Raw genomic sequence first — 16,876 nt, 5'->3', positions numbered from 1 at the left:
TTTTTTGTATTGCGTTTTATTCGAACAAGCCTTTTTCGACGACGCGTCCCATGCGCCCAACAGTGGTTTCGGCATGGAATAGTGATTGATAGACTGCTTCTTCCGTCGATTCGATCACCCCTTGGAAAAGCGAAGCCATCACTTCATGGTCATCGCGCAATAGCCGAAAATTGGTAAAAGGCGATTGCTGCTGGTGGGGAATTGTATAGGCGGTGGAGAAGGCGATGATGATGTCCCCTGAGCCGTTATGTACATGCGTGCCGGTGCGGCCAAGTCCGATCGCCGCACGTTTGGCGAGCCGCTTCAGCTGGCGGCTATCAAGCGGTGCATCGGTGGCGATGACGATGATGACGGATCCGTCCGCCCGCTGTTCCGGAATATTTTCCGGCAGCCAATTGGCGATGGCGATTTCTTCTTTGCGCCCGAAATTGGTCAAAACGAGCGCGCCGGCCGTGAACTGTTCATCCCCGTATTCCACTGTGCGTGAAGAAGAGCCGATGCCCCCTTTGACGCCATAGCAAATCATCCCTTTGCCGGCCCCGACAGCCCCTTGTGCAAAGTCAGCGGAAGCTGTGCGAATCGCCTCGGCGGCATGAAGAGGTTCGACCGCCATCCGCCGCATCGAATTTAAATAGCTGTCATTGCATTCGCCGACAAGCAAATTCAATGAGCTGGTCGAATCGCCGATCGCTGGATTTTCAGCGAGCATATAGTCCATCGTCCCTTGCAGCACCGCCGCCACGCTGAAAGTATTGGTCAGCATAATCGGGGATTCGAGCACGCCAAGTTCATCGACCTGGATGAGCCCGGCGGTTTTGCCGAAGCCATTCAACACAAACGATGCAGCAGGCGTTTTTTGTTCGAACCAGTTGCCAGCATGCGGCAGGATCGCGGTGACACCGGTGCAGACCGATTCCTCTTCATTAATCTTTTCATTGAGTGTGACATGGCCTACTGTAACGCCCGGCACATCGGCGATGGAATTGCGTCTTTCTTTATGCATCATAATCCCCATTTCTGTTTTCCTGCATGATAGGCTACGGATTCGGATGTTGTTCAACAATGTGGAATCGAACAGCTCCACAGAATGCAGTTTTCTTTACTTGATGACCAGGACCGGCACTTTGACACGCTTTGCCACTTTATGGCTGACGCTGCCGAGCACAAATTCTTGAACAGGATTCAAGCCACGGCTGCCGATGATGACGATATCGTATGGATGTTCGTTCGCATGGGAGACGATGGCTGGCCCAGGTGCACCGTGGACAATAACGCTTTTCACACGGACGCCTGCCTGGTGGAAGATATCTTCGAAGGGCTCAAGATAATCGCGAGCGGCTTCGTCTATTTGCTCACCTGTGAGCCCGCGATTGCTTTCCTTTTCGGATTTTCCGTAATCGACGGCACAAATAATAGTCACTTTTGCTTCAGGCGTGCCTTCAACGAGCTGAATTGCATGTTGTGCGGCGCGTTTTGAGTGATCAGATCCATCAATGGCGACCAATACGTTTTGGTACATAATTCGTCTCTCCTGTTCTATGGTGTCGGTGTTTTCAATAGTATAGCATTTACTGAATTGCGAGCGGGTAGTAGCGTTTTTCATTCAAATGGGCATTTGACTGTTAGGTTGGATAGACGTATACTGAAATCAATCAAATGAAGGTTTGAATGAAAGGTGTGAACAGGATGAAAGAAGTTTGCGATATTACAAAAGTCCATCCCGAAGCGGTCGATCGGGTGCAGCAGCATATGGTTGAGCTCGATGGCGTTTCGGCTTTATTCAAAGCGCTGGCGGATGAAACGCGCCTGAAGATCGCTTATGCGCTGACGATCGAGCCTGAAATGTGCGTCTGCGACATCGCTGCAGTGATCGGTTCATCGACAGCGACAGCCTCTCATCATCTGCGGTATTTGCGCGAGCGGGATTTGGCGAAATCTGAACGCAAAGGCAAGCAGATTTATTATTCCTTATCGGATGACCATGTGCGCCAGCTTGTGACCATCGCGAATGAGCATGCGAAAGAAGGTGTTTCAGTTGAGCAAAACTTATCGTCTTGAAAATTTATCTTGTACCAGCTGTGCGGCGAAGTTCGAACAGAATATCCGCAATTTGCCGGAAGCGAAACATGTAGAGCTGAACTTCGGAGCTTCCAAACTGCGGGTCGATGGCAATGTTTCGATCGAAGAATTGGAAAAAGCGGGAGCATTCGACCATATCCGCGTCTATCCGGAAAAACAACGCGTTCCACATATACCGTTTTATAAACGGCGCCAGACGGTCGAAACGGCCATTTCGTTCGTCTTTCTCATCGCCGGCATCATCGCTTCATTCCAGCTTGGGGAGACACATCCATGGTCGATCGGCTTGTTCGGCGCATCGATGTTGATTGGCGGCTATCGAATGTTTTCCACGGGAGTGAAAAACCTCAGCCGCTTGGAGTTCGATATGAAAACATTGATGACCATCGCGATCATCGGCGCGGTTATCATCGGCGAGTGGCGGGAAGGCGCAGTTGTCGTATTCTTATTCGCCATCAGTGAAGCGCTGGAATCGTTCTCGATGAACAAAGCGCGCCAATCGATCCGTTCGCTCATGGACTTGGCCCCGTCACGTGCATTGATCCAGCGCGACGGCGAATTGATTGAACTGGAAACGGAAGACATCCGCATCGGTGACGTATTGATCGTCAAGCCCGGTCAAAAAATCGCAATGGACGGCACGGTGCTGCGCGGTGAATCGGCTGTCAACCAGGCGGCGATCACCGGCGAATCGATTCCTGCGACAAAACAGCCGGGGGATGAAGTGTTTGCCGGAACGATGAACGAAGAAGGCGCATTGGAAGTAACCGTCACCAAACGTGTGGAAGATACGACCATCGCGAAAATCATTCATTTAGTTGAAGAAGCGCAGGCGGAAAAAGCGCCTTCGCAGCAATTTGTCGACCGCTTCGCGAAATACTACACACCGGCAATTATTGCTGTCGCCTTTCTAGTCGCGCTCGTTCCGGGATTTGTCACGGGTAATTGGGAGCTGTGGGTGTATCAAGGCTTGGCCGTGCTCGTTGTCGGCTGCCCATGTGCACTCGTCGTATCGACGCCTGTGGCGATTGTCACGGCGATCGGCAATGCGGCAAGACAGGGCGTGCTCATCAAAGGCGGCATCCATTTAGAAGAAACAGGGCGTATCCAGGCAGTCGCATTCGACAAGACCGGCACTTTGACAAAAGGCTATCCGGAATTGACAGACGTATTGCCTGAAGAAGGCTATACGTCTGAGGAAGTAGTCAAGCTTGCGGCGTCAGTCGAAGCCTTGTCACAGCATCCGCTCGCACGTGCCATCACCAAACAAGCACCTGAACTGTACCCATCCGAACGCTTTCAATCCTTGACCGGCAAAGGGGTGCATGCAGAAATCGGTGGCACGCGCATCCGTGTCGGCAGCTTGAAATGGGCAGAGGAGCACGGCTTCCATGCACCGGCAGCTGCCTATGGCCTGCAGGAAAGCGGAAAATCTGCGATGGCGGTATTTTCCGGCAAGCATCTATTCGGGGTGATCGGCGTTGCGGACGCCATTCGGGAAGAAAGTCCGGCCATCATCGAGCGCTTGAAGGAAATCGGTATCAGTCGCACGATCATGCTGACAGGGGATCATCCTGCAACAGCAAAAGCGATTGCTGCGGAAATCGGCGTGACGGATATTCGCGCCGGCTTGATGCCTGAAGATAAATTAGCCGCCGTTAAAGAGCTGCAGTCAAAATATGGCCGCGTAGCGATGGTCGGTGACGGCATCAACGACGCACCGGCACTCGCAGCGTCCGATATCGGTATAGCCATGGGCGGAGCCGGAACGGACGCAGCGCTGGAGACAGCGGATATCGCCTTGATGGCGGATGATTTGGAGAAACTTCCATATACCATTCGACTAAGCAGAAAAACTTTGCGTATAATAAAGGAAAATATCATCTTTGCACTGGCACTGAAAATCTTGGCTCTGCTATTGATCATTCCAGGCTGGCTCACTTTATGGATCGCGATTTTTGCGGATATGGGGGCTACGCTATTGGTCATCTTGAATGCATTGCGCTTGGTAAAAGTCCAGAAGTAAGAGGCGTTTGGAGGTTGCGATTTGAAGTTAACAGAATGGACCATGGAAGAGCACGAGAAATTGATCGAGTTTATGACGACCAACTCATGGCCTTATCATGGCCACGAACACCCGGTGCGCGCTTTGATCGAAAAGACGATCGTAGAAGGTGGCTATAAATCGGATCAGGTGAAGACCTTTTGGATTGAAAGCGATGAAGGTGAGCAAGTGGGCTTGGTAAAAATCTTCGACCTGCAGGATGAGATTCCGTTATTCGATTTGCGGATTGCCGATTCTTACCGTGGGCAAGGCTATGGCCCGAAAGCATTGCGCATGATCGCTGATTTCGTCTTTTCCTTACCGGAGAAGAAAATCCGCCTAGAAGGCCATACGCGCCACGATAATTTTGCGATGCGTAAAGCGTTCGAACGAACCGGTTTCGTGAAGGAAGCGCATTTGCGCCAAGCGTGGTTTTCGCCGAAACAAAACCGTTACCATGACGCGGTAACTTACGGGATGACCCGTGAAGACTGGGAAGCGGGTGTGACGACGCCTGTCATGTGGGATGACGCGGTCAAAGCGCCAGCAGAACCCCCTTTTAATCCGTTGTTGCTGGAATTTCCGGAAACATTCGAATCAGAGCGTTTATTGATCCGTGCACCGAAAAGGGAAGATGCCGTGCTTAGTTTTGAAGCAGTGCGCCACTCATTGGAAGCGCTGCGCCCGTGGATGCCATTTGCGCAACACGAGCCGAATCTTGCGGAAATGACGGCGAATTTGATTCAAGCGGAAACTGATTTCACGTTGCGCAAAGACCTGCGGCTGCATTTCTTTGATAAGAACAGCGGACAGTTCATCGGTTCAAGCGGCTTGCACCGCATTGACTGGGAAGTGCGCAAATTCGAAATCGGCTATTGGGTGGACAGCCGCTTTGAAGGAAAAGGCTATGTAACGGAAGCGGTAGAGCGCATCACGCGTTTTGCATTCGAAGAGTTGCAAGCGAACCGCGTCGAAATCCGCTGCGACCCGGACAATGTGCGGAGCCGTGCAGTAGCGGAGCGTCTTGGCTTTGAACTCGAAGGCATTTTGCGTAAGGACAGTCTGTCGAGACATGACGGAAAAATCCGCGATACATGCGTCTATGCGAAAGTGAGAGCATGAAAAAACCCCGTGAAAGCAGATTGCTCTGCTTTCACGGGGTTTTTAGGGTCCGGTGTTTATCTAAACACCTTTCCTGCCTGTCACTAAGTTAACGATCAAGACGATTGCTGCGATGATCAAAAGAATGTGAATAAGTCCGCCTGCTACGTCTAATAAGAATCCGATCACCCATACCGCAAGAATTACTACCAAAATAATCCAAAGAATACGTCCCATGTTTTCCACCTACCTCTCGGCTACATCTATTTTTTGTGTTATATCTATCATTACCCTGAGCGAAAATCCGCTAAACCTTTCATCGTCCGTTCAATGTCGCTTTAATGAATGTTGGAAAATTGCCTTTATTCGGCGCATTGAAAACGCGCATGCGAAGCGCCCGTGCTCAGTTGTTCACAAGGCAGCAGTATAGTAAACTGAACATAGCGACGCGAGGGAGGAACGGAATTTGCCTACTCCAAGTATGGAAGACCATATTGAAATCATTTATTCATTAATAGAGCAAAAAGGGTACGCACGCGTCTCGGATATTGCCGAGGCGCTATCGGTGCTGCCATCATCGGTGACGAAGATGGTGCAAAAACTCGATAAGGATGGCTATTTGATCTACGAACGCTACCGAGGGCTGATGCTGACGCCTAAGGGGCAGAAACTCGGCAAGCGCTTGCTGCAGCGCCATGATTTGCTTGAGCAATTTTTGCGGCTGATCGGTGTGGATGAAGATAAAATCTACGGCGACGTTGAAGGAATCGAGCACCATTTGAGCTGGAATTCCATCGACCGTATCGCTGACCTGGTCCAGTTGCTTGAAGAAGATAAGGGCATAGCGGAAAAATTGAAGAAATTAAGCAATGAGCAAAAAAATAACTAACCCAAATAGAAGGAGGTATGCAGCATGGCTTTGCATCCAGGATTGAAAGCATTATTGCACATAAAAGACCGTTCCACTTCCCAGTGGATCTTAACGGATGGTTCCGGGGATGAAGTGACAATGAACGCATCGGAAATTGAAGAAGGACAAGAGGTAGGCGAGGAGATTGAAGTCTTCTTGTACCGCAACCGCCAAGGCGGCATTTCCGCCACGCCGATGATCCCGCATATTTTGCCGAGTGAATATGGCTGGGCTAAAGTATTGAAGGTTTCACCGCGAGAAGGCGCAGTGGTCGATATCGGAACGACACGCGAAGTTTACGTCCTGCCTGCTGATTTACCGCCGGTGCAGGAACTATGGCCAGCTCAAGGCGACCATATTTTCATGACGCTTCGCACAGACCGCTACGGTGATCTATACGGGCGTTTAGCGACAGAAGAAAAGGTGCTTGAACTTTGTGAGCGTGCGCCTGCTGAAGTCTATAACAAAGATTTGAAAGCACGCGCTTACCGCTTGCTGCCAGTCGGCTCATTCATGCTGTCGGTGCCGGAAAACTACCGTGTCTTTGTCCATGAAACAGAGCGCGAAGCGGAACCGCGCCTCGGCGAAGAAAAAACGGTGCGCGTCATCGATGTCAAAGACGACGGCACGCTCAACGGGTCTCTCTTGCCGCGCAAACAGGAACGCCTGTCGGATGATGCGGAAGAGATCCTGCGCTATTTGGAAAATGCAGGCGGCCAAATGCCGTTTACGGACAAATCGTCGCCCGATGAAATCATGGAAATGTTCGGCATGAGCAAAGCGGCATTCAAGCGTGCGCTCGGCCGTCTTTACAAAGAACGCCGCATCGTGCAAGAAGACGGCTGGACAAAATTGCTCGGGTAAGGAACCTTTCTGCCTCAAATGCGTACTAATATTTGAAGAAAGGGGCAAAAAAAGATGAAAAAAACAATGACACTTGCCGCTTTGGCGCTTGCCTTCGTGTTGGCTTTTGCCGGCGCAGCATCCGCGAATGTCGGGATAAATGAGAAATTCGGCTTGCCGATCGTCGTCTACGGAGGCGATTTGTCTGCAGATGAAAAGGCGCAAGTCGCTGAAAGCCTGGACGTTGCAGGAGAAGCTGAAGTGGAAGAAATTGAAGTAACTGGGCAGGACCTGGTCAAATACATCACAGACGGTGACGCGCGTGCGCGTATGTATTCCTCTGCCAAGATTACACGCACTGACGAAGGTGAAGGCCTGGTCATCGAAATCGCCACGCCCGACAATATCACCCAAGTGACGACAGAAATGTACGCCAATGCCATGCTGACGGCCGGCATTGAAAACGCCACCGTGGAAGTGGCTGCGCCGAAAGCGGTAACGGGGCATTCTGCGCTTGTCGGGATCTACAAAGCCTATGAAGTGAACGGGGAACAGCTCGACCCTGAGCGGACGGATGTCGCCAACGATGAATTATCCGTCGCTACGGAATTATCCGAAGGTGGCGTTGACCAGGAAAAAGTCAGCGAATTGCTGACAGAAATCAAAAAGCAGATTGCTGAGCAGAATCCGGCAACACGTGAAGACGTGGAGCAGATTGTCGAAGAGCAATTGAGCCGCCTTCAGATCGAATTAAGCCCTGAAGACCGCCAATTGCTGGTCGATTTGATGGACCGCATCCGTCAGCTCGATATCGATTTCTCGAAATGGTCGACTGAACTTGAAGATTTGAGCAAGACGATTGAAGACAAAATCGGCACAATCGTCAACGATGAAGGGTTTTGGGAAAGCGTTAAACAGTTTTTCCGCGATCTGGCCAATACCGTTCGCGGTTGGTTCAACTGAGCCATCTTTGCGCAATGATGAAGTTTTAAATAAAAGTATAGAAAACAATGCTGTCCTGGGAAATCATGAAAATGGTTTCCTGGACAGTTTTTTTGCGTTTCATCAGCTTGACCGCAAAGCAAAAACAGCAGTCTTGCAGAAAAACGGTATGAAATGATAAACTAAAAGTAATAATCTCGAATTCGAGATAAAGAAAGGGTGCTTTTCATGCAAGTTGCAGGCATTCACCACGTTTCGGCCATTACAGCCAACGCAGCTAAAAACCATGACTTCTTCACGCGCATTCTTGGGATGCGCCTCGTCAAAAAAAGCGTCAACCAGGATAACCCGTCTTCCTATCATCTGTTTTATGCAGACGCAGTAGGAACACCGGGAACCGATATGACTTATTTTGATATTCCGATGGCAGGCAGGACCTATCCGGGTGTTACTTCCATCAGCCATACAGGCTTCCGCCTCCCATCAAGCGAAGCACTTGATTATTGGTTGGAGCGTTTCCATGAGTTCGGCGTCCCGCACAGCGAAAAAACACAGCGCTTCGGCCGGGATACCGTGGAATTTCAGGATTTTGAAGGGTCTCGCCTGATGCTTGTCGTCGACAATGGAGAAGGTATTCCGTTTGGTGAGCCTTGGACACAAGCGAGTGTTCCGGAAGAGTTCGCGATCCGCGGACTCGGGCCTGTCAGGCTGACGGTGCGGAAAGCGGAGCGTACAGCAAAGGTGTTGACGGATATTCTCGGGTTTTCCAAAGCTGGTGCTTATGCGCCCGAAGTGGAAGGGCAGCCCGAAATTCTCGTCTTCTCAACAGGAGAAGGCGGCCCTGGCGGCGAAATACATTTAGAGGAACGCTCAGACCTCCCGCCGGAGCGTCCTGGCCGGGGAAGTGTCCATCATGTAGCGTTCCGCGTGAAAACTTACGAAGAGTATAATCAGTGGAACGAATATTTGCGTGCCAATGGCTTCCAAACTTCGGGTGAAGTGGATCGCTATTACTTCAAAGCGATTTATTTTAGGGAGCCGAACGGGATCCTGTTTGAGTTATCGACAGATGAGCCTGGCTTTGCGACTGATGAAAACGCAGACGAGCTTGGTGAAGGTTTGGCCTTGCCGCCATTCCTTGAGCCAAGACGCAAGGAAATCGAAGACTCTCTCCGCCCCTTGAAGATCAACCGCTAGCTGGCGGTGAAGCTTTAAGCCGCAGAGGGTGTCGACTCGCTTGCACAGATTAAGTGGAACATAAGGAGGAATTGGATCGATGGAATTGAAATTTACAGAACTTGGACATGATGAATTCGCTTTTCGCGAAACAGACGGCGAGACGGTGAAAGCTGAAATCACGTGGACACAAATGGCTGATTTGATGGTCATGGAATATACTTATGTCGAAGAAAGCCTGCGCAATCAAGGGCTTGCCAAGAAACTGGTCGACCATGCAGCAGCTTACGCGCGTGAAAACCAGTTCAAGATGCAGCCGGTTTGTTCATATGTAGCAGAAACGTTTGAACGTTCTGATGAATATAACGATGTCAAAGCCTGATCCGCCAAACCACATAGCAAGACGCAAAAAAAGCAATCCGTCTCCTCTTTTGGGATGGATTGCTTTTCTATGTATTGATGAATGTTTGACTCATAGGCTCACTCCTTCTTACAGGCTTGTCATGAAGAACACGATGGCTGTAAGGATAGATGCGCCGCCTACTCCGTACATGAAATCTGCTTGGTTAAAAATTAGTTTATTTTCCATTTTTTAGAACCCCTTTTATAATTTGTCTTTTGTTGCTGATAGTAATAAAATACCCAGCTTGATAAAGGTTAAACAAGTTTTAATAAGTTTTTAGCGGGAATTAAAGTAATGCGAAACTTAAACGGCATGAAAGCGTATGTATGAGGGTAGAACCATAATAAGGAAAGCGGAGAGGCTACGCGCAATGTGGAATATCCACTGCAGCGGAGTGTCCGAAACAGAAATAGGAGGGTTTTTATGAATCAGACACCAGAGAATTACGGGTCCATCAAAAGAACAGGGGAAAAGGCTCTTGGCATCATCGGTTCCATTTTTAACGTTATCGGCATTATCCTATCGATCATTGTCATCACCAGCTTGAGTGGTTTTGAAGGCAGCCAGATGCAGATGCAATTGGAAGAGGAAATCCGCAATGATCCAAACTTGACGAATCCAGGAGATGTCGAGATGACCATGGACATGGTCAATTCATTCGTACAAGGATTTGATGTGCTTGGCTGGATCGTCGTCGCATTATTGGTTGTGAGTACAGTATTCGCCATTTTGGCCATCACGAAACTGAAATCTTTTGATACGGCAAACACGGCCGGCATTTTCTTCATCCTTGCCGGAATCTTCGCCGGGATCTTGTCACTGACGTCCATCCTCTTCTACATCGCTGCGATCATGTGCTTCGTGCGCAAGCCGCCGCTACGTGAAGATGAATTGATGGGCCGCAGCAATGAACCAGTTACAAGCAATGATACGGTGACACGTGAAGACGACACGCCGTACCGCCCGTTATAAGAATAGGAAATTTAAGACTTAACTAAACAAAACCCCCTCGAAGCGAATTCGAGGGGGTTTTTGAGTGTCTATAGATTTATTGCGCTTGGCCAGAAAGGTCGAAAACATATTTAGCTGTCTGAAGAGGGTGACCTTCAAACAATTCCTCGAACTCTTCAAGCAAGAGGAAGCCGTTAGCTTCGTAGAAGTTGCGGCCTTTTTGGTTTTCGCTTTCAACGTAGACGAATAATTGCTGCCCGCCTTTTAAGCGCGACAAGCCGTCCGATAGCAATTTCTTGCCGAAGCCCGAACGCTGGTGCTCAGGCTTCATGTACATAGCGATCAATTCGGCATCGCCGTCTTCATCGACTTTCGTGAAGTTCGCGAAGCCCACAGCTTGCCCGTCTTGTTCGGCAAGCAGGAGAATCGTCCGCTCCATGCGCATTTCGAGCATCGGGGTTGAATAAGATTGCTCCAAAAACTTCTGTTGTATGGGAGATGGAATGATCCCTTCGTACGTATCATTCCAGCTGATGTGAGCGATTTCCCGTACAGATTCGATATCTGCCGGTGTACCTGTGCGAATCATGCGATCACCTCTGGAATTATTTTTGCTATCATATCAAACTCTAGCCTGAATAGCCATTGATGTGGAATAATGAAATCACAGGAGGCGATTGATTATGGCGTGGAAAAGTTATCAATTTGACGACTTCACAGCACAAGCATTATACAATATATTGAAGCTTCGTGTCGAAGTATTTGTTGTAGAACAGAATTGCCCGTATCCGGAATTGGACGGCTTGGATGAAGTCTCAACCCATATCGTGTACGAAGAAGACGGCAAGGTGCTTGCCTATGCCCGGCTGGTGCCGGCAGGGAAAAAATACGATGTGCCATCGATCGGCCGCGTCATCGTCCGGAAAGAGGCGCGTGGCCGCGGGCTGGCAAAAGAACTCCTCGAGCGCTCTATCCGCTATATTGACGAACAATGGGAAGAACCGGAGATCCAATTGCAAGGGCAAGAGTATTTGAAAGATTTTTATGGCTCATTCGGTTTTGAAGCGATTTCGGAAGTTTACGATGAGGACGGCATCCCGCATATCGATATGAAGCGATCTGCGGCCGAAACAGCTGGATGATTCATGATTAGCTTTAGGCGATTAGGGTAAACAAGGAATAACAAGAAAAGTAAAAGGAGTGCTGCAAATGGCTAGGAAAAAAGGTGGCGGCAGAGGCTTGCTTTTGGCAGGGCTAGCAGCCGGTGCATACGCATATTTCAAAAAATCGGAAAACCGCGAGAAAGCAACTGTTGCATTTAATGACGTGAAAGCGAAGGTGAACGAGTATATGGAATCCCAAAACTTAGACCAGAACAAAAACCAGCAAGACCAAAAGACTGAAGGATTGGACAAGACCGACCTGCAGGAAAACAAGATGACGGCAGAAGGCGGAACACAAGCAACTGTCCAGTACTACAATGAAAAAGAACAGAAAGAAAAGAAGGAAGCTAACGACGATGTGAAGCTTTCGTCAAACGATGATAGCGAAGAAAAATCGGAGAATACCGATTCGGTTTCAGCCGAGCCGCGTTTGAATACCGATAAACTGTAAACTTCAAAAAGACNTGCCGAGGCGGTCTTTTTTCATGGCCAAGAAAATCAACGTTCGAGCGTCAGCCAATTGGCCAAGGCGATCGACAGCAATAGCGAGCCGCTGAACAGGAAACCGCCGTCTGCAGTGAGTGCCAAAGCCCCGGTCACTCCGGACCCTGCAACGACCCCGATTGAGAAAAAGGCGTAAAAATAGCCGTAAGCACGCCCTCTTGACGCGGGTTCTGTGGCATCGATCAATAAGGAATTGATCGAAGGGAACAACAGCGCGAAACCGAATCCATACGTACACATTGCCGCATATAATAGCGGTTCTGTTGAGATATTGGCGAGTGCGAACAACGAAGTGCCCATGACCGCAAAGCCAATGATTAACGTGATGATCGGGCGCACGGCATCGAACAGCCGGTTGATCGGCAATAGGAAGACCAGGATGGCCGCTAAACCGAATGCACTTAGCAATAAGCCGCTCAGCTGAGTGGGAAACCCGAGCGCTTCCACTTTAAGCGGTAACATATAAGCGAGCACGCCTTGGGAGAACATCAGGAAGAACGCGCCTGAAAACGATCGCCAAAGCCCCGCGTTCCATTGGAAAGCTGGGCGTTTGGTAGGTGAACGATGCGTTTGCTTGTTCACTTGATGTGTCCGCAACAGGAAGAACGCAGCAAACGCGAACAAGCCGATCAAGGTGCCCGTGACGGCCATGGTCTCTGGGACGCTGCCGCGGCTTGTATAAATCGCTCCGTAAGCGGGGCCGATGATTGCCGCAAGCCCAACGAAGGCGCCAGAAATCGCTGCATTTTTACCGCGGCGGCTATGATCGGTGCGGTTCGCTAAATAAGTGAACGCGGCCGGTACCGTCAACCCGGCCGCTAAGCCATGTAAAAAACGGATGGCGAGGAGGCTGTAAGGGCCGTCCGCCAAACCGTAGATGAACAGCGCCGCACTTGTCGAAGCAAGCCCCGTCAGCAAGATGGCAAAAGGCCCTTTGCGGTCGGAGAAGATACCTGAGATGATATTGCCGAATGTGTTCGACAATGAGTACATCCCGACAGCAAGCCCTGCCAAAAACGGTCCCGCACCGAGTGATACGGCAAACGGGCTGATGATCGGCAATTGGGCAAATAAATCGAAAAATGCGAAGAAGATGATAAGATAGATGAAAAAGCGCAAGGGGGTCCCCAACTTCCTTTAAGATGTGATGATGTATAGCACTTCCAACTTTAGCGGCGCATTTGTCACCAGGGCCGGAGCAGGCGCCTGATTGAAATGAAATAAATGCGGCAAGGTGGATTACATTCCGCGATGTTTAGGGTATTGAAATACATGACCTTATTATAGCACCGGAGGGGAAAAGATGAAAAAAGCGATGTTCATATGGAATCCTTCCTCAGGGAAGGAAAAAGCGGCAGATTATAAAGATTTTGCGGAAAAGACATTAATTGAGATGGGCTATGAAGCCGATATGCGTGAAACGACAGGTCCGGGAGATGCCACGCTCTTTGCTGAAGAAGCCTGCGAAAAGCACTATGACCTCGTTGTGGCGATGGGCGGGGACGGGACGATAAACGAAGCGGTGTCGGGTTTGGCGGAAAAAGAACATGAACCGCTTTTCGGATTGGTCCCGCTCGGCACAGTCAATGACTTCGCCCGTGCGCTCGGCATTTCATTGGATCCGGAAGAAGCGATCGAAGGTTTGAAAACTGGACGTGAAAAACGTGTGGATATCGGAAAAGTGGGGGATCAATACTTCATGAATATCCTGGCAATCGGTGAAATTGCCGAATCCACCTATGAAGTGGAGCCTGAACAAAAGACCAAGCTCGGGGCTTTTGCTTATTTCGTCGAAGGCGTCAAAGCAGTCACTTCCGATGAAGTTACGACATTTGTCATCGAACATGACCATGGCACCTGGGAAGGGGAGGCGAAGCTCGTCCTGGTGGCATTGACCAATTCGGTGGGCGGGTTTGAAAAGCTGGCGCCGGAAGCATTGACCGACGACGGTCTGCTCCATTTGTATATTGTCGAAAATGCTGCGCTTCCGGCATTTGTCCGCATGGCGACGGCTTTGGTGCGTGGCAAATTCGAAGAAGATCCGTCGGTGGAAGCCATCCATACGAAGCGGGTCTCGATCCGTACGAGCGAACCCTTGTCGTGTAATATCGACGGCGATGAAGGCAGCACCACGCCATTTGATATTGAAATCATGCCGCGCCACATACGGGCGGTCGTTCCTGGGGAAACCGACTAAAAATGTCCCAAATGTCGCAGGGTACATTCAATCGGATATAAATGCAGCACAGAACAGGCCGTGTATCATCGACGGCCTGTTTTGAATTTTTTGTAAAAACATTGGAAATTGGAACTTTTTCGTCGCTGAAACGTACAGTTAAGTGTATAATTGGTTTTAACTGTTACCGATGTCATATGTTTGAAAAATAAATTAGCTCAATTTACTTAAAAACTTGTAAATTTATCTGTAAAACGCTATTATTATTATTTATTCAAGCAGTTCATTAAATGAATAAGTTCGTTAAATTTTTTACATAGAAAGCCGGGGAGAAGATGAATATACTCGAAACACCATCCATTCAGGAAACTATTTCCAGAATCTTTATGAACGAAACGGAAAACGTCGCGCAGCTGGAGGGGCTCGAACGTTTTTTTGAAGTGGAGACTCAATTAATGCACGAAATCCACAACCTGGAGAAAGACCGTGCCAAAGAAACATTGCGTGAATTGATCGACATGCTCGCCCTTCATGCAGGAAAAGACATCATCCGTACCGTCCGCAATTATTACATCATTTTATCGTCCGTCATGGCACGTAAATTGTATGAAATGCGCGTACCGCCGAAAAAAGCGTTCGCTTTCAATGCGGCTTGTGTCGAATTGGTCGATAAGCATATGAACGATTCGGAATTCATGTATGTTGCCGATGAACTGATCGAGTTTTTTACATCGATCATCTCGGAACGCAAACAGCCGTCATTCGGCCACCAAACCGTCAACAAAGTCGTCATTTTCATCAACGACGAAGTGGAGCGCGACTTGTCGGTAGAGGAGATCGCCAAACACTTCAATATTTCGACCAGCCACCTGTCGCGCATTTTCCGCGAACATGCAGGGATTACATTGGTAGAATACTTGAACGTGCGGCGTGTGGAAGAATCGCAATATTATTTGCGCCATTCCAATAAAGGGATTTCGGAAATCTCCAAGCAGTTCCATTTCTGCAACCAGAGCTATTTCACGCGGATCTTCAAAAAATATACCTCGGTCACGCCGAAGCAATTCCGCGACAGCCAGCATATCCCTTATTTCCGCTATACCTTGCCGAATGCCAAGTAAAGGAGAAGCAATTCTCCTTTTTTCTTATGCCTAATTTTTGTCACAAGAAATGAAAAAAGCAGCCAGTCCCGGGACAGTGCATTGAATTTTTGCGGTCATATCGTTATACTTCTTAGTAGTCCAAAAAGGTGAAGGTGACAAACGTGAAAAAGAAACTTACATTACTGCTCATGCTTGCGGCAACGATCGCTTTCTTGAGCGGCTGTTCAGCAGTTGAAAACAAAGAAGGATTTTTCTACACGATTTTTGTAGCGCCATTTGATTTTTCGCTCGATTATTTAGGCAACCTCTTCGGGGGAAGCTACGGCATGGCGATCGTGGTCATCACGATCATCATCCGCCTCGTCTTGATGCCGTTCATGCTGCGCACGTATAAGCGCCAGCAAGGCATGAAAGTGAAGATGGATAAGATGCGCCCGGAAATGGAAGACATCCAGAAGCGCTTGAAGGAAACAAAGGATAAAGAAGAGCAAATGAAGCTCCAGCAGGAAATGATGGGGCTGTATAAGAAACATGACGTCAATCCGCTCAATATGGGCTGTTTGCCGGTCGTCATCCAGATGCCGATCATCATGGGCTTGTATTTTGCGATTCTCTATTCGCCGGATGTGCGTTCGCATGAATTCCTCTGGTTCAACCTCGGTTCGCCGGATATTGCCATGACGCTGATTGCGGGTGCGGTGTACTTCTTCCAGGCGAAAGTGTCGCTATGGACCATGCCGGAACAGCAGCAGAAACAGATGAAATTCTTCATCTACCTGTCTCCGATCATGATCATGTTCATCTCGTTCACATCGATGGCTGCACTGCCAGTCTACTGGGCAGTCGGCGGGATCTTGTTGATCATCCAAACGTTCATCGGCCGGAAATTCTATTCGGAACATCCGGAAAAAGCGTTGGAAGCTGTTGAAGAAACTGAAACAGCCGACAAGAACAAATAAACAAAAAAGCCGGCGCAACTGCCGGCTTTTTTTCAGGAGAGATCATTATGAATCCAAAGGTTTTGCAAGGCGTGTTGATTTTACTACTCAGCATATTGGCGATCGGCTTCCTGTTCATGGGCAGCATGGAAATTGCCGTATTGTTCATGACGCTCTTGTTCGTCTTGACGAACACGTTCCGCTATAGACAAATGAAAGAGCGCGGCATGGACCGGGAAGCAAAATGGATGAAAGGCATGGCAATCATCTTCGTCGTTTTGTTCTTCGTCGTTCTTGGCACGATTTTCATCTAATGAAAAAAACAGCACAGGCTAATTAGCCTGTGCTGTTTCTGTATGATGGTGTTTATCTTTTTTGCGTTCTTCCAGAAGAAAGTCCAACTGACTCATGAGGGTCAGCAGGTCATGCTTTGATATCTCTTTCAAAATTCCCAGCTCCCTTAACAGTTATGCCAAATTATTCGCAGCAGTGGCGGCCGTTAAGGGGGTCAGAAAATTATTTCTAAATATTTTTAATAAGCGA

General features: G+C 49.0%; 20 protein-coding genes. 15 read left to right on the top strand and 5 right to left on the bottom strand.

Annotated features, from left to right (window positions below):
• Positions 1–16: 16 nt before the first annotated feature.
• A complete protein-coding gene (locus tag ON064_RS11640; RefSeq protein WP_407951614.1) occupies positions 17–1,003 on the bottom strand; it encodes a P1 family peptidase in 987 nt (328 codons plus the stop codon).
• A gap of 96 nt (positions 1,004–1,099) precedes the next feature.
• Complete coding sequence (locus tag ON064_RS11635; RefSeq protein ID WP_274624897.1) at positions 1,100–1,519, bottom strand: universal stress protein; 420 nt, start codon at positions 1,517–1,519, stop codon at positions 1,100–1,102.
• 167 nt (positions 1,520–1,686) lie between these two features.
• Between ON064_RS11635 and ON064_RS11630 the strand changes: the two genes are divergently transcribed.
• Genes ON064_RS11630 through ON064_RS11620 form a run of 3 tightly spaced genes read left to right on the top strand, consistent with a single transcriptional unit; the run spans position 1,687 to position 5,245 of the window.
• The gene (locus ON064_RS11630; protein ID WP_121300938.1) at positions 1,687–2,058 is read left to right on the top strand and encodes an ArsR/SmtB family transcription factor; all 372 of its coding nucleotides are present in this window, start codon (positions 1,687–1,689) and stop codon (positions 2,056–2,058) included.
• Complete coding sequence (locus tag ON064_RS11625; protein WP_274624896.1) at positions 2,015–4,105, top strand: heavy metal translocating P-type ATPase; 2,091 nt, start codon at positions 2,015–2,017, stop codon at positions 4,103–4,105. Before ON064_RS11630 ends, ON064_RS11625 begins: the two co-directional genes overlap by 44 nt.
• A 21-nt stretch (positions 4,106–4,126) precedes the next feature.
• Positions 4,127–5,245: a GNAT family N-acetyltransferase gene (locus ON064_RS11620; protein WP_274624895.1), complete on the top strand. Its 1,119-nt coding sequence runs from the start codon at positions 4,127–4,129 to the stop codon at positions 5,243–5,245.
• A 60-nt stretch (positions 5,246–5,305) separates the two neighbouring features.
• On the opposite strand, the gene ON064_RS11615 is transcribed toward ON064_RS11620, so the two are convergent.
• Positions 5,306–5,461 carry a lmo0937 family membrane protein gene (locus ON064_RS11615; RefSeq protein WP_121300999.1) on the bottom strand — a complete coding sequence of 52 codons (156 nt, stop codon included), beginning with the start codon at positions 5,459–5,461 and terminating at the stop codon, positions 5,306–5,308.
• A gap of 229 nt (positions 5,462–5,690) precedes the next feature.
• Here ON064_RS11615 and mntR point away from each other — a divergent pair, with 229 nt between their 5' ends.
• From mntR to ON064_RS11585, 6 genes are all read left to right on the top strand, one after another.
• Positions 5,691–6,113: a transcriptional regulator MntR gene (mntR, locus tag ON064_RS11610; RefSeq protein ID WP_274624894.1), complete on the top strand. Its 423-nt coding sequence runs from the start codon at positions 5,691–5,693 to the stop codon at positions 6,111–6,113.
• Between the two features lie 24 nt (positions 6,114–6,137).
• Positions 6,138–6,998 (top strand): CvfB family protein, encoded by an 861-nt coding sequence (locus ON064_RS11605; RefSeq protein WP_121300942.1) that lies wholly within the window; start codon positions 6,138–6,140, stop codon positions 6,996–6,998.
• A gap of 54 nt (positions 6,999–7,052) precedes the next feature.
• The gene (locus ON064_RS11600; RefSeq protein ID WP_274624893.1) at positions 7,053–7,940 is read left to right on the top strand and encodes a DUF1002 domain-containing protein; all 888 of its coding nucleotides are present in this window, start codon (positions 7,053–7,055) and stop codon (positions 7,938–7,940) included.
• 207 nt (positions 7,941–8,147) lie between these two features.
• Entirely contained in the window at positions 8,148–9,116 is a 969-nt protein-coding gene (locus ON064_RS11595) for a ring-cleaving dioxygenase (RefSeq protein WP_274624892.1), read from the top strand.
• 79 nt (positions 9,117–9,195) lie between these two features.
• Entirely contained in the window at positions 9,196–9,477 is a 282-nt protein-coding gene (locus ON064_RS11590; RefSeq protein WP_058381811.1) for a GNAT family N-acetyltransferase, read from the top strand.
• 444 nt (positions 9,478–9,921) lie between these two features.
• Positions 9,922–10,470, top strand: coding sequence for a DUF4064 domain-containing protein (locus ON064_RS11585; RefSeq protein ID WP_274624891.1), 549 nt, complete (start codon positions 9,922–9,924; stop codon positions 10,468–10,470).
• A gap of 76 nt (positions 10,471–10,546) precedes the next feature.
• On the opposite strand, the gene ON064_RS11580 is transcribed toward ON064_RS11585, so the two are convergent.
• Positions 10,547–11,038: a GNAT family N-acetyltransferase gene (locus ON064_RS11580; RefSeq protein ID WP_101189486.1), complete on the bottom strand. Its 492-nt coding sequence runs from the start codon at positions 11,036–11,038 to the stop codon at positions 10,547–10,549.
• 94 nt (positions 11,039–11,132) lie between these two features.
• Here ON064_RS11580 and ON064_RS11575 point away from each other — a divergent pair, with 94 nt between their 5' ends.
• Positions 11,133–11,591: a GNAT family N-acetyltransferase gene (locus ON064_RS11575; RefSeq protein ID WP_274624890.1), complete on the top strand. Its 459-nt coding sequence runs from the start codon at positions 11,133–11,135 to the stop codon at positions 11,589–11,591.
• Between the two features lie 67 nt (positions 11,592–11,658).
• On the top strand, positions 11,659–12,063 hold the full coding sequence (locus tag ON064_RS11570) for a hypothetical protein (RefSeq protein WP_274624889.1): 405 nt from the start codon (positions 11,659–11,661) through the stop codon (positions 12,061–12,063).
• Positions 12,064–12,110: 47 nt separating this feature from the next.
• Here the strand turns inward: ON064_RS11570 and ON064_RS11565 are convergent, their stop codons facing one another.
• Positions 12,111–13,235 (bottom strand): MFS transporter, encoded by a 1,125-nt coding sequence (locus ON064_RS11565; RefSeq protein ID WP_274624888.1) that lies wholly within the window; start codon positions 13,233–13,235, stop codon positions 12,111–12,113.
• A 184-nt stretch (positions 13,236–13,419) separates the two neighbouring features.
• Between ON064_RS11565 and ON064_RS11560 the strand changes: the two genes are divergently transcribed.
• The 4 genes from ON064_RS11560 (at position 13,420) to ON064_RS11545 (ending at position 16,647) form a co-directional block, all read left to right on the top strand.
• The gene (locus ON064_RS11560) at positions 13,420–14,313 is read left to right on the top strand and encodes a diacylglycerol/lipid kinase family protein (protein WP_274624887.1); all 894 of its coding nucleotides are present in this window, start codon (positions 13,420–13,422) and stop codon (positions 14,311–14,313) included.
• Between the two features lie 314 nt (positions 14,314–14,627).
• Positions 14,628–15,413 (top strand): AraC family transcriptional regulator, encoded by a 786-nt coding sequence (locus ON064_RS11555; RefSeq protein ID WP_058381804.1) that lies wholly within the window; start codon positions 14,628–14,630, stop codon positions 15,411–15,413.
• Between the two features lie 143 nt (positions 15,414–15,556).
• Positions 15,557–16,354 (top strand): membrane protein insertase YidC, encoded by a 798-nt coding sequence (gene yidC, locus ON064_RS11550; RefSeq protein WP_058381803.1) that lies wholly within the window; start codon positions 15,557–15,559, stop codon positions 16,352–16,354.
• A 47-nt stretch (positions 16,355–16,401) separates the two neighbouring features.
• A complete protein-coding gene (locus tag ON064_RS11545; protein WP_274624886.1) occupies positions 16,402–16,647 on the top strand; it encodes a hypothetical protein in 246 nt (81 codons plus the stop codon).
• Positions 16,648–16,876: the final 229 nt, after the last annotated feature.

It is taken from the genome of Planococcus sp. A6, assembly GCF_028823615.1.
Classification (GTDB): Bacteria; Bacillota; Bacilli; order Bacillales_A; family Planococcaceae; genus Planococcus.
This window is presented reverse-complemented; position numbering and strand designations above follow the sequence as displayed.

Excerpts from the sequence above, each read along its gene's own strand:
- ON064_RS11590 (WP_058381811.1), top strand. The coding sequence starts at position 9,196 with ATGGAATTGAAATTTACAGAACTTGGACATGATGAATTCGCTTTTCGC.
- ON064_RS11600 (WP_274624893.1), top strand. The coding sequence starts at position 7,053 with ATGAAAAAAACAATGACACTTGCCGCTTTGGCGCTTGCCTTCGTGTTG.
- ON064_RS11635 (WP_274624897.1), bottom strand. The coding sequence starts at position 1,519 with ATGTACCAAAACGTATTGGTCGCCATTGATGGATCTGATCACTCAAAA.
- ON064_RS11625 (WP_274624896.1), top strand. The coding sequence starts at position 2,015 with ATGCGAAAGAAGGTGTTTCAGTTGAGCAAAACTTATCGTCTTGAAAAT.
- ON064_RS11640 (WP_407951614.1), bottom strand. The coding sequence starts at position 1,003 with ATGCATAAAGAAAGACGCAATTCCATCGCCGATGTGCCGGGCGTTACA.
- ON064_RS11570 (WP_274624889.1), top strand. The coding sequence starts at position 11,659 with ATGGCTAGGAAAAAAGGTGGCGGCAGAGGCTTGCTTTTGGCAGGGCTA.
- ON064_RS11585 (WP_274624891.1), top strand. The coding sequence starts at position 9,922 with ATGAATCAGACACCAGAGAATTACGGGTCCATCAAAAGAACAGGGGAA.
- ON064_RS11615 (WP_121300999.1), bottom strand. The coding sequence starts at position 5,461 with ATGGGACGTATTCTTTGGATTATTTTGGTAGTAATTCTTGCGGTATGG.
- ON064_RS11545 (WP_274624886.1), top strand. The coding sequence starts at position 16,402 with ATGAATCCAAAGGTTTTGCAAGGCGTGTTGATTTTACTACTCAGCATA.
- ON064_RS11580 (WP_101189486.1), bottom strand. The coding sequence starts at position 11,038 with ATGATTCGCACAGGTACACCGGCAGATATCGAATCTGTACGGGAAATC.
- ON064_RS11630 (WP_121300938.1), top strand. The coding sequence starts at position 1,687 with ATGAAAGAAGTTTGCGATATTACAAAAGTCCATCCCGAAGCGGTCGAT.
- ON064_RS11595 (WP_274624892.1), top strand. The coding sequence starts at position 8,148 with ATGCAAGTTGCAGGCATTCACCACGTTTCGGCCATTACAGCCAACGCA.
- ON064_RS11575 (WP_274624890.1), top strand. The coding sequence starts at position 11,133 with ATGGCGTGGAAAAGTTATCAATTTGACGACTTCACAGCACAAGCATTA.
- ON064_RS11560 (WP_274624887.1), top strand. The coding sequence starts at position 13,420 with ATGAAAAAAGCGATGTTCATATGGAATCCTTCCTCAGGGAAGGAAAAA.
- ON064_RS11605 (WP_121300942.1), top strand. The coding sequence starts at position 6,138 with ATGGCTTTGCATCCAGGATTGAAAGCATTATTGCACATAAAAGACCGT.
- ON064_RS11555 (WP_058381804.1), top strand. The coding sequence starts at position 14,628 with ATGAATATACTCGAAACACCATCCATTCAGGAAACTATTTCCAGAATC.